The sequence below is a fragment of the Pseudomonas sp. ASL4 genome, from assembly GCF_056680395.1.
This window is the reverse complement of the sequence record NZ_CM155280.1, coordinates 6,506,151-6,518,622: the sequence shown is the minus strand read 5'-3', so window position 1 is coordinate 6,518,622 and position 12,472 is coordinate 6,506,151. Positions and strand designations below refer to the sequence as shown.

Below are 12,472 nucleotides of genomic sequence, written 5' to 3'. Positions count from 1 at the left end.
GGCAGATGTGTGGAATCGCTGGATTTATGGATTTATCCGGTCAAGCAAGTGCTGCGCCCAGCGTGCTGGACAACATGTTGCGGGCATTGATTCATCGCGGGCCAGATTCGCAGGGCACCTTGGTGGAGGGCGGCCGGGCTATTGGTATGCGGCGCCTGGCAATTATCGACCCAGGAGGCAGCGAGCAACCGCTCTATAACGAAGACCGGTCCCTGGCCCTGGTGGGTAATGGCGAGATTTACAATTACGTTGAGTTGCGCGAACAGTTGAAGGCTCGCGGTCACGTCTTTCGCACCAATGGCGACATGGAAGTAGTGCTGCACCTGTTCGAGGAATATGGTGCGGACATGACCGATCATCTCAATGGCCAGTTTTCCCTGGCGCTGCTAGAGCGTAGTAGTGGTCGGTTATGGCTGTTTCGTGACCCCATGGGGATAACCCCATTACATTACGCGGTGTTCGGCAACACCTTTGTGTTTGCTTCCGAAATCAAGGCTATCCTGCAACATCCGGCCGCCTATCGGGCGATTGACCCCATTGGCCTGGATCAAACCCTGTGTTTTCCGGGATTGGTGAGCCCGCGTACGCTTTTCAGCGGCGTTCGCAGTTTGCCGGCAGGTCATCGCCTGATGGTCGACGGCACGACGATCACGCAAGAAGTATTTTGGGACATGGATTATCCCCTGCAAGGTGAGGCGTCACCGTTCACCGATGAAAAGGCTGCCGCCGAGCAATTTCTCGGGCTGTTCGATGCGGCGGTCAAGCGTCGGCTGCGGGCAGATGTGCCAGTGGGCATTTACCTCAGCGGAGGCCTTGATTCGTCTTTTCTGGGCGCTTCGGTAAAGGCGGTTGCCCCTGATCATGAGTTGACCACCTTTTCGGTGGTCTTTCCCGAGAACCGAGCGATCAACGAACGCATTTTTCAGACGTTGATGGTGCGTCAGCTAGGCAGTCACCACATCGAAATCCCGTTCGAACCTGCGCGCATCGCCGAACATCTGCATGAGATGGTCTGGCATAGCGAATGCCCGGTGAAGGAGACTTATAACACCTGCACCATGGCCATGTCCGCGGCCGCGCGGGCTCACGGTATTCCTGTGGTGCTGGGTGGGGAGGGCGCGGACGAGCTACTGGCCGGCTACCCGGGGTATCGTTTCGACGCATTTAATCACCAGCGTGGTCCCGAAGACCTGAGCCAGGAGGAGGCATTTGCCCGAGAGCGATTGTGGGGCAGCAGTGCAGTGCGCTACGAGCGCCAATATGGCAACTATCGCGAGTTTCGCCGGCGTTTTTTATCGAAAGACCTGGAACAGCGCCTGCTCGTCGAAGATTGTCTGTCGAGGCCGGTCATCGACGTTTCCAAATTACTGCGGCGGCATCCGGTCAATCAGCGTTCCTATCTGGATATCAAGCTACGGCTGGCGGACCACCTGCTCGGCGATCACGGCGATCGGATGAATATGATGTCTTCGATCGAAGGCCGCTTCCCGTTCCTGGACCGCGATGTCGTGGATTTTTTACGCCGGCTGCCGCCGCACTTCAAGCTCAATGGAATGGATGAGAAGTATCTGTTGAAGCTGGCCGCTGCCGGGCGTGTGCCTAAAGCCATCATCCGACGGGAAAAGTTCGGTTTCCGAGCGCCCGGCTCCAGTTATTTGCTCGCGCAAAACAAAGAATGGATATACGACACGCTTTCGCCTGAGCGCATTGCCAGGGAAGGTTTTTTCGACCCGGCAGCGATTGCGGCCGAACTGCAACGACAACAGCACGCCCCCATCGGCGCTAATCCTCATGCCGATGACGACATTTTGCTGTTTGCGCTGACCTTTTCGATTTTATTGGAGAAATTCGATATCAAAGGACTTTAGAGGCTGACCCCCGTTAATCAGGTTGTGCGCTGTTAGTCGGGAATGATGAGCTCGATTATCGCATTCGATACTGGCGGATTGCCCGCAGCTATTGGGCACGGGAAAACTGTGACTGTTAAATAACTAGCGACATTTAATTATTTAACAAAGGCGCGTGCCTTAATGTGTTGTGTATTTGTAAAGTCGATTGCGGTCTTACAGAGAGAATTGCTCCAGATCTAGGCCGGCAGCCTGATATTTTTGGGGGGAGGAGAGTGTAGTGACAGCGACGGAAACCCTGAAATAGAGGGGTTTATTGCTGTGTTGAATTTATTTTTCTGATGCAAATAATTCATACTAAGTATGCTTGACAGAATTGGATCCATTGTCTAAAAACTAGCAGGCGAGTTACCCTCGCATTGTGTAAGGCCTCATGTTCTGCAGTGTAAGCTGCACTGAATTACTTGGACGAGGTTTACTCTGTACTTAACTTCCGTTTCAAAGCCGTCTCAAACCATTAAAGAGAGACAATTATGCACTTGAAATCAGTTATACAAACGCAAGAGAGCAATACGTCAGACGTTTCAACCTCACCCGTTGCTTATCGTGCTGCCTGCCTGCGACAACAGGCTGCCCGCAAAAACGATGGTCACGACCTTTCGGAGCAGGATTTCAGTGGTGCGGATCTGTCCCACCTGCGTCTGCGTTCGAGCAATCTAAGTGGCAGCAAACTCTCGCAGGCCAACCTGGCCGAGGGGCGTTTCGAGTCGAGCGTTTTCGCCGGTGCCGATCTCACTGAGTCCAATCTGTCGAAAGCGGTACTGCGTGGCAGCAATTTCGAAGGTGCAACACTGTCGGGCGCCATGCTCAACGGTGCCGTCTTCGAAGATGCTCGACTCACTACGGCCCTGATGTCCGGCGTGAGCGCTCAGCAGACTTCTTTCCGCCGTTCTTCGGCAGACGGAAGCGACCTGTCCCATGCAAATCTGTCCGGGGCGGATTTCTCTGACGCGTCACTGGCATCGGCTGATCTGGATCACGCTTCTCTGGTAGGCGGCAACTTTTGCCGTACCAACCTTGAGAGCGCGGACTTACGCAACGCTGACCTGACCAAGGCTTTCCTGGGCCAAGCAGTGATGATTGGCGCCAACCTGTCCGGTGCCGACTTGAGAGGTGCAGATCTGCGTTTTGCCAACCTGCGTGGCGCCGACCTGCGTGGTGCTAATCTGGGCGACGCCATCCTGGCAGAGGCTTGCCTTGATGGTGCTGATCTGCGTGGTGCGCAATGGGCCGGTGCAATGTTCGCCGGTGCCGGTGTGAAGGGCGCTCAACTCGATGAGTTGCTGGTACAGCACTTGACTCTGGGTGTGGTCAAAGGCAGCCAGTCCGCAAGCGTCATGAGTATGTTCAACAATGCCATTGTAGCGAAAGACGGTGGGGGTGGTGGTGGCGGCAACGCCTGATAGCTGCTTGGTGGTTTAAAGCCTGAACGCCGTCCCGCTTCTGTTGAGGCCGGGCGGCGCCTGCACCACGTACACATCTGTTTTTGCAATGAGCAGTTATCCGATAGAGCGGGTCATGACTTCTGATGGGGCTTTTTGCTGATTTCTGTTTCTGGCAGGGGTCATCTGAGATAACTCGCAGTAGCAGACGCTTCGGGTGTTTGAAACGGAATTCGGAATATCAAGGAGCGAACATTGCCCATCAGCCTAGCGCAAGTCCTGGCTCGTCACGCCTGTTCAGTGCCTGATCAGGTGGCCTTTCGCTTTTTGAATACACAAGGTGTCGAGGTCGACAGCCCGACCTACGGGGTGCTGGCCCGGCAGGTCTGCGAGATGGCCGGTGGGTTGCTGGCTCGGGGCTTGCTGCCGGGCCAGCCGATTGTTCTGGCGTGCGGCAATCCGGCCCAGTTCATTCGTGGCTTCCTGGCCATCGTGCACGCTGGCGGTATTGCCGTGCCTGTTCCGGTCAATAGTCTCCGTCGAGGGCGGCTGGAGCATGTACTGTCCGACTGTCAGCCTTTCGCTTTGTTGCTCAGCGACGCCAGCAGCGTCGCCCGGCATCACGACACACGGACCATGCCAGCGCTGATTGCGCTCGATGAACTGGCCAACGCGCCCGTGCCGCCTTTCACCGCGAGCGCGCAGGATGTCTGCTTTATCCAGTACACCTCCGGTTCGACGAGTGTTCCCAAAGGCGTCGTGGTGACGCACCGGCAGTTGGCGGCCAACTCAGGGATGATCGCCGCCGTATTCGGGCATGACAGCAGCACCCGATTCGCCAGCTGGTTACCGCTATTCCATGACATGGGGTTGGTAGGGGCGGCATTGCATCCATTGCTGATTGGCGCGCAGGCCATTTTGATGCCCACTGAGGCATTTCAGGAGCGACCGGAGAGATGGCTGAAAATGATCTCCGATTATCGAGCCCATACCAGTGGCGCTCCAGACTTTGCCTATCGAATTTGCGCAGCCATTGACGATCCGGAGCGTCTTGAAGGGATCGATCTGTCCTCCTGGCGCGTGGCCTACAACGGCGCGGAACCCGTGAGAGCTAAAACTCTGGAGCGCTTTACCGCGACAATGGAGTGTTATGGGTTCGATTCGAAGGCCTGGCTACCTTGTTATGGCCTCGCGGAAACTACCTTGCTCAGTGCGGGCCACCGTCAGCAATCTTCGGTGAAAGCCACCCGCTTTTGCCGCGTTGCACTGGAGGGTGGTCACGCCGTCGATCCCTTGGCCGGGCTGCCGACCGCCGACATTGTCAGCAGCGGCGCAGCAGCACCGGGAGCCGACATCCAGATCATCGATCCGAACAACCTGAGTCCATTGGCCGAGGGGTGCGTTGGCGAGATCTGGGTCGCGGGGGAACATGTTGCAAGCCGGTACTGGGGGGGCGGCACGGATGCCTTCGGAGCAACTCTGGCAGGCAGCCCGCATGTGCCGTATCTGCGCACCGGCGACCTGGGTTTTCTGTTGAAGAATCAACTTTATGTCACGGGCCGTATCAAGGACCTGATGATCATTGCGGGGCGCAACATTTACCCTGGTGACATCGAAGAGCTTGCTCGCGAAGCGCACCCGCTAATGGCCGAGACGCGGCTGGTCGCGGTGACGCTTACCAGCGAGCAGTTCGGCAGGTGCATGGGGCGTGTGTCTCATCAGGCATTAGATACCGAACAGTTGGTGTTGATTGCGGAGCTGCCGGTACTGCCGCCATCGGTTGCGCGAGAGCACCTCGCTCAAGCGATTGCTCAAGCCAGTCAACACCCGCTGGGAGCGATTGTTTGGGTGGCCAGAGCAGATATCAGTGTCACCACCAGCGGCAAGACTCAACGTGCCGAAGCCCTTCGCAAGATGCTCGCGAACCAATACCGGGTGCGCTCGGTCTGGCTCTCGCCGACCGTGGGCGACAGCCTCGATGGCGCTCTAGCCCACTTGGCTCAGGCCCTTGGTACCCGAGGCACTCAGAGTATGGTCACAGCAGCGTTGGCAGAGGTGTTTACCATCGCCGCCAGTTTGCCGACGGCGCCTGCGGCTGATTTACCCCTGCTGGCCATTGGGTTGAGTTCCCTGGCGGCCACCCACCTTTTTGCCAGGTTGACCCAGGCCACCCACATTCGGGTTTCGGTGGCGTCGTTATACGACGGATGGAGCCTGGCCCAGCTTGGCGCCTGGCTTCGTAAACAGCCGCAAATGCCGTCAACGTCCGACCCCACGGACGGCCCCCTGCTCGCCGGGCAGCATTCGATTGTTCAACGCCGCACGGAGCAGGGTGATGGTGCTTATGCACTGGCATTTGCCGTGAGTGGCCCGGCACAGGCAATTGATCATGTGGCCTCGCTCGCTGCGCACCTGCCCAACCAAATGCCTGCCCTGGGTTTGCGGGTCGACGCAACAATCGCAGGAGCGGGTTTTGTCTGGGGTGATACACCGGCGCCTGTTCCAGTGACGAGTGTCACCGGGCCGGCGCGGGGTGACGGGCGCGCCGCGCTCTTAAACACGTTATGTGCCGAGGCCTTTGACCTGGCGCAGGGGCCTTTACAACTGGTGCGGATCCACGCCGAAGACGAATCCGAAGATACGCTCTTGGTGCGGGTGCATCACGTTGCTGCGGACTTCTGGGGCATGCTTTGGATCGCGCGTTACCTGGTGCAGCCCGCCGGCAAGTACCCGATGACGCGACAACCCATGGCGCCGTCGGTCGACAGCGCCGACCTGGCGTACTGGCGTGATGAGCTGGCGGCGCTCAACCCGGCCCAGCTGCCACGCGAGCGCAGCATCGCCCAGCCGCAGCCTCCCCATTGCGTCCCGTTCACCCTGGCCCAGGAGGCCGTCAACCGCTTGGGCCAGGCTGCCGGGCAGACGCCGTTCGTGGCCTTGCTGACCTGTGTGTTTGCGGTATTGGGCCGCTGGACCGGTCACTGGGATGGGGTTATTGGCGTGCCTGTCAGCGATACCTCGGGAGGTCGCCAAGGTTACGGCATCAGGGTGGTCCCCATCAGGGCACAACTCGCACCCTCACGGTCCTTTGCCGACGCCGCCTGTCACGTCGGCCACAAGGTCGCCGGGGCCTTGATCCATGAGAGTGTCTCCATTGAACAGATCACTGCCCAATGGCGCCAGGCGCGCGCCGATGCAGGGGGGCTGTTTGAAGTCGCGGCGGTGCACGTACCTGCTGTTGCGGATGTGCCGCAGCCGTGGCGGCGTTTGATTCTGCGTGATGGGCGCAGCCAGGTGCAGGTGGGCGACTTGACACTGTCGTCCAATGACCTGGGGCCGTATGCCTTGGAGCAGCCGATCGAAATTGTCAGCTGTGAGACATCAGCCGGGGTGGAGGGCGTGGTACGCGTCGACGCTTGTTGTTTCAGTGCAGCGACCGCGAGGCGGATTGCGCAATGCCTTGAGCAGGTGATCACTGTCGCCGCGCAGAATCCGGCGACATCGTTGCAGGAGTTGGTCGATCACAATGCCGACCGAGGTTGGCAGACGGCGCCGCGGATCAATAAGGCGGCGCGGACCTTGCCGGCAATGATCAGCGAATGGGCGACGTCCCACGCCGATTCGCCGGCTATCCAAACGCCCCATGAAACGTTGAGTTACAAGCAACTCGATGATGCAAGCAACCAGCTGGCGCGGCAGATTTTGCAGCAGGCCAACCCCGCCGTGGTCGCGGTGCGCAGCGGTAGTCCGAGCGAGTGGCTGGTGGGTGTACTGGCGGGCATGAAGACCGGTGCCGCGATCATGCCGCTCGACAATGGTTTGCCCAGCAAGCGCCTGCAAGCCCTGTTAACCCTGAGCGCGAGCGATCTGTTGCTTGAGAGCGAGGTCGCCGTGCTGCCGTTACCCGACGATGAGTTGCCCAGGCTGAGCCTTTCTCGCCCTGTCACCACGGATCGGCTTGAGCACATCGCGTTGCCCGAGGTCCCGATCGACAGCAGCGCATACCTGATATTCACCTCAGGGTCCACCGGGCAGCCCAAGGGGGTGCGGCAGTCGCACAAAACGTTCGGTCATTTTCTGGAGTGGCAGGCCCGCACCCTGGACATGTTGCCCGGCGCGCGGGTCGCACAGATCGCCGCCCCTGGGTTCGATGTGGCCCTATGCGAGATTTTTGGCGCGTTGTGCCACGGCGCGACGTTGGTACTGCCGGACCGTCCCGCAGACTTGGCCCCAAGTCGGCTGTTGCAGTGGCTCGATGACGCCGCGATAACGACCCTGCAAATTACCCCAAGCCTGTTGGACGAGATGCTGCGCGGCGCATCCGGTTGGCCTCGCGCCCTAAAAACCCTGGCGACGGTCGGCGAGCCGCTGCGCCTTACGCTGGCCGCCGAACTGCTCAAGCGCGGCGGGCCGGAATTGAAATTGATCAATATTTATGGGCCTACGGAAACCGTCGCAGCTTGCTGGCACCAGGTCACGGCCGCGGACCTTCAGCGCGTGCGTATTCCAGTTGGCCGGCCGATTCCCGGCCGAACCGTTGAAGTGCGTGATGCGGCGGGCCTGCCTGTCCCAGCAGGTGTTCAAGGCGAGATCTATTTGCGTACGCCGGATATGAGTGACGGTTACACCGGTGCCACAGGCGACGCAGGCTTTGTTCTGCCGCCGTCGCGCGCCGCTGATGGCTGCGGGCTCTATCGCACGGGGGATATCGGACGCTGGACAGCGGACGCAGTGCTCGAAATGCTTGGCCGTCTGGACAACCAGATCAAGTTCAAGGGAGTGCGCATCGAGTTGGAGGAGGTGGAGAGTGCACTTGTCTTACATCCCGCTGTGCACGCAGCCGTCGCTTCTTTGCGCCATGTTGATGCCACCCCCAGGCTGATCGCCCACGTTGAAGCTGACGAGGGCACGCTGCCGGCGGATGTGCGGCGCTTCGTTCTCAACTACCTGCCATTGGTTGTGGTTCCGTCTTTGATCGTCGTCGCCGCTCATTTACCGCGTACGCCTAACGGCAAGCTTGATCGCCGTGCGCTGGACGCCTGGGAACTCCCGCAGCCTGCAGCTACGCCTGCGGATGTCTGTTCGTCGCCGCACCTTTTGCGCCTGCAAGGGACGATTGCGGCCCTGTGGCAAGAGGTGTTGCCCCATGAAGACGCTCCGGGTGTCGACACCGACTTTTTCGGCATAGGCGGGCATTCGATCCATGCCATGCAAATGCTCAATCTGCTCAAGACCCGAACCGGAGTCGCCATTGGTCTGGCGCAGTTTCTGGCCGAACCCACGGTTTCAGCGCTTGCCAGCCTGGTACATAGCCACCTAACGCCTACACGCCCAGCAGAGGTCAACTGATGTCACAAGCACGCCCGATCGTCATTGATGCCAACTTTTTAAGCCCACTGGACCTGGTGTCTGTCGCGCGCAGTGGTTGCAGCTTGCACTTGGATTCCGGCGTGGTTGATAAAATCGACCGTGCTCACCGCTTTGTGTTGGAGATAGCCGGGGCCGAGGCGCTGCACTACGGGATCAATACCGGCTTCGGCTCGTTGTGCACCACGCATATTGCCCCGTCTGACTTGTCCACGCTCCAGCACAACCTGCTCAAATCTCACGCATGCGGGGTCGGGCCAACGGTGAGCGAAGAAGTCAGTCGAGTGGTCACGCTGATCAAGCTCCTGACGTTTCGTACCGGTAACAGTGGGGTGAGCCTGTCGACGGTCAATCGGATCGTTGATCTATGGAACCATGGGGTCGTTGGCGCCATCCCGCAGAAAGGCACCGTCGGGGCCAGCGGCGACCTGGCACCCCTGGCACATTTGTTCTTGCCACTGATTGGTCTGGGCGAGGTTTGGCATCGAGGTGTGCTGCGTCCCTCCCGTGAGGTCATGGACGAGCTAGGGTTGGCACCCTTGACGCTGCAGCCCAAGGACGGTCTGTGCCTGACCAATGGTGTGCAGTATCTCAATGCGTGGGGAGCGTTGGCCACGGTTAGGGCCAAACGCCTGGTGGCGCTGGCTGATCTCTGTGCGGCCATGAGCATGATGGGGTTCAGCACGGCCCGTAGCTTCATTGACCCGCAAATTCACCAGACATCCCTACATCCGGAACGCTCCCAAGTCGCACGGCATATCCGCACGCTCACTCACGGCAGCAATCATGCGGACTTGCCCCACTGCAATCCGGCCATGGAGGATCCTTACTCCTTCCGCTGTGCGCCGCAGGTACATGGTGCGGCGCGACAAGTGGTCGGTTACCTCGAAACGGTCATTGGTAACGAGTGCAACAGTGTTTCGGATAACCCGTTGGTCTTTCCCGACACTCGACAAATCCTCACCTGCGGCAATCTGCACGGGCAGTCGACGGCGTTCGCACTGGACTTCGCGGCAATCGGTATCACTGACTTGTCCAACATCTCGGAGCGTCGAACTTACCAGTTGCTCTCCGGCCAAAATGGTTTACCCGGTTTTCTGGTGGCCAAGCCAGGCCTGAATTCGGGGTTTATGGTGGTGCAGTACACCAGTGCCGCGTTGCTCAATGAAAACAAGGTACTTTCCAATCCGGCCTCGGTCGACACCATTCCTACCTGTCACCTGCAGGAGGACCACGTGAGCATGGGCGGCACCTCGGCTTACAAACTCCAGACCATCTTGGACAATTGTGAAACGATCCTCGCCATCGAGCTAATGACGGCGTGCCAGGCCATCGACATGAACCCCGGACTCCAGCTGTCCGAACGTGGGCGGGCCGTCTATGAGGCAGTGCGCGAGGAGATACCGTTCGTCAAGGAGGACCAACTGATGGCAGACCTCATCATCAAGTCCCGGGAGGTGTGCCAACACTCAACAGTGATCGCCCAGCAACTGGCCGAGATGCAAGCGCAATGAGTGAGGGTCAACCATCGCAGGGCGTGCAGGCGCGAGGGCCGGCCAACTCCGTGCAGGAGGGGCTTTGGGTTCTGCAGTCGATCGGACGCGCCGGCACCGCCTACCAAGAAGTGCTAGCGCTGGACCTGGAGGGAACCCTGAATATCCAGCGCCTGGAGCAGGCGCTGGACTTGGTGGTGCGACGTCACCCAGGCTTGCGCAGCTGCTTTGTGGCCGGGCCCCAAGGGCTCGAACAATGGGTGTTGAGCATGGGCGGTCCGCAGCTGTTGGCTGAGCCTGTGCTCCCTGAGCATCTTCAGGGCTGGATTCAGCACCAGCAGCAGTTGCCTTTCAATCTGTCAGTAGCACCGTTGTTTCGTGTTCGCTTGGCCCTGTTGGGGCCGGACCATCACGTATTGCTGATCGTGGTCCATCACTTGATTGTCGATGGTTGGTCTCTGGGCGTATTCGAGCGTGATCTGTCGGCGTTCTATGCGGCGGGTCCCCTGGCTTCCTTGCCTGAGTTGAGGGCCTCACCTATCGGTCATGCGCGAAGCGAGAGAATACGCGTGAATACGCCCGCATGGCGTGATGCCCAGCGCTTCTGGTCGCAGTATCTGGCAGGCATCCCCAAGGTCATCGCCCAGAGTGGCCCTCGTGCGTTGACCCAGGCATTGCACCTCGATGGCCAGGCGACCCAGGCACTACTGGCGGTTGCGCGGGCGCTGAAGGTCTCGCCGTTTACGCTGGGCTTCAGTGCCTTCGCCGTCGCCATGAGCACGCTGACTGGCCGCGACGATCTGGTGCTGGCGACGGACTTCAGCGGTCGCACCGAAACAGCTTACGAGCCGGTGATCGGCATGTTCGTCAACCAGATTCCATTGCGCTGGAACATGAGCCCCGGCCTGACGGGCGCAGGCGCCGCGCAGCAGGCCCAGCGGCTGAGCCGCGAAGTGCTGGCGCACGCGCACCTGCCTTACCCGTTGATTGTCGAAGGCAGCCAGCAAGCAGGCGGCCAGCTTTTCGAAGGGAAATTCGTGTTGCACAACATGCCGCGCCACCCCCTGCACCTGGAGGGGCTCAAGGTGCAGGTCACCGGGATCCAGGGCTCTGATCCAAAGTTTCCGGTATTGCTCGAGTTGTGGGAGCAGGGCAAAGGCTTATCTGGAAGCGTGACGATTGACCCCAGCCGTAGCCGGCTGACGCCAGAGGCGCTCGCCCAGTGTTTCCACGCAATTCTGGAGGGCATCGTGCTCACGCCCGAACAACCGCTGGGGACGTTCCCACCAACGCCTTCATTGCCTACGTTCGTGCCGTCGCGCCGGCGTGTCGATATGACCACTGACCCGGTCAGTATCACACCGTCCACGGCCGCGCCATGCCCGACCATGATCGAGTGCCCATCAGCAGACGTCGATCTGTCGCGCTGGGCACACAAGGAACGCGAGGTCATCGAAACCCATCTGAGGCGCAGTGGTGCCGTTCTGTTTCGGGGGTTCGGTCTGAACAACAGCGAAATGTTCGCGCGGGCAGTGAAGCAACTGGGCGGAGAACCACTGCCCTACGTACAGCGCTCGACGCCAAGGACCGAGGTGGAGGCGGGTGTTTATACCTCCACTGAGTACCCGTCGGACCAGAGCATTTTCTTTCACAGCGAAAATGCCTATGCCTCAAGTTGGCCGGCACGCCTATTTTTTTTCTGTGAAACCCCAGCCTTTGAAGGCGGGCGCACGCCGTTGGCTGACTGTCGGGCCGTGCTCAACCAACTGCCTGAGTCGATTCGCAGCGCTTTTGAACACCACGGTGTGATTTACCGTCGGCGGTTTCGACCCGGGCTTGGGTTGAGTTGGCAGCAGGTGTTCGCGGTGGATGACCTGGACACCCTGAACCGTCAATACGTACCGCAAGGCTATCGGTTTTCCAGAGGCTCGCAGAATGAGTTGGTCGCCGACCTGGCTGTGCCCGCAGTGATCACCCACCCCGATACCGGGGAAGTCGCCTGGTTCAATCATGCGGCACTTTTTCATCCGGCGGCCTTGGCTGAAGCGCTGGGGGAGGTTGCTGCGGGGCAAGATGTATCTCAACTGCAGGCGGTGGAGACCTTGCTGGGCAACGGGTCTGCGATTCCGGCCGAATGGATTGCACAAATACGTCGCGCGTATGTCGCCGCGTCGTTTTCCTTCGACTGGCAGCAGGGCGACCTGTTGATGCTGGACAACCGCTTGACGGCGCATGGGCGCGAGCCTTTTACCGCGCCGCGGCGAATACTCGTGGCGATGACACAAGCGCAGCGACACCAACCATTGTTGAAGGAGTTTTAATC

5 protein-coding genes are annotated in these 12,472 nt (G+C 59.6%); all 5 read left to right on the top strand.

Annotated elements, in window-relative coordinates:
- The first annotated feature begins 26 nt into the window (after nt 1-26).
- The 5 genes from asnB (at nt 27) to AC1MEW_RS29780 (ending at nt 12,470) form a co-directional block, all read left to right on the top strand.
- Complete coding sequence (gene asnB / locus AC1MEW_RS29800) at nt 27-1,868, top strand: asparagine synthase (glutamine-hydrolyzing) (protein WP_480424601.1); 1,842 nt, start codon at nt 27-29, stop codon at nt 1,866-1,868.
- A gap of 512 nt (nt 1,869-2,380) precedes the next feature.
- Nucleotides 2,381-3,310 carry a pentapeptide repeat-containing protein gene (locus tag AC1MEW_RS29795; RefSeq protein WP_480424599.1) on the top strand — a complete coding sequence of 310 codons (930 nt, stop codon included), beginning with the start codon at nt 2,381-2,383 and terminating at the stop codon, nt 3,308-3,310.
- A 234-nt stretch (nt 3,311-3,544) separates the two neighbouring features.
- Nucleotides 3,545-8,638 carry an AMP-binding protein gene (locus tag AC1MEW_RS29790; protein WP_480424597.1) on the top strand — a complete coding sequence of 1,698 codons (5,094 nt, stop codon included), beginning with the start codon at nt 3,545-3,547 and terminating at the stop codon, nt 8,636-8,638.
- Complete coding sequence (locus AC1MEW_RS29785; protein WP_480424596.1) at nt 8,638-10,170, top strand: HAL/PAL/TAL family ammonia-lyase; 1,533 nt, start codon at nt 8,638-8,640, stop codon at nt 10,168-10,170. Before AC1MEW_RS29790 ends, AC1MEW_RS29785 begins: the two co-directional genes overlap by 1 nt.
- Nucleotides 10,167-12,470 carry a condensation domain-containing protein gene (locus tag AC1MEW_RS29780; protein WP_480424594.1) on the top strand — a complete coding sequence of 768 codons (2,304 nt, stop codon included), beginning with the start codon at nt 10,167-10,169 and terminating at the stop codon, nt 12,468-12,470. Before AC1MEW_RS29785 ends, AC1MEW_RS29780 begins: the two co-directional genes overlap by 4 nt.
- Nucleotides 12,471-12,472 lie beyond the last annotated feature (2 nt).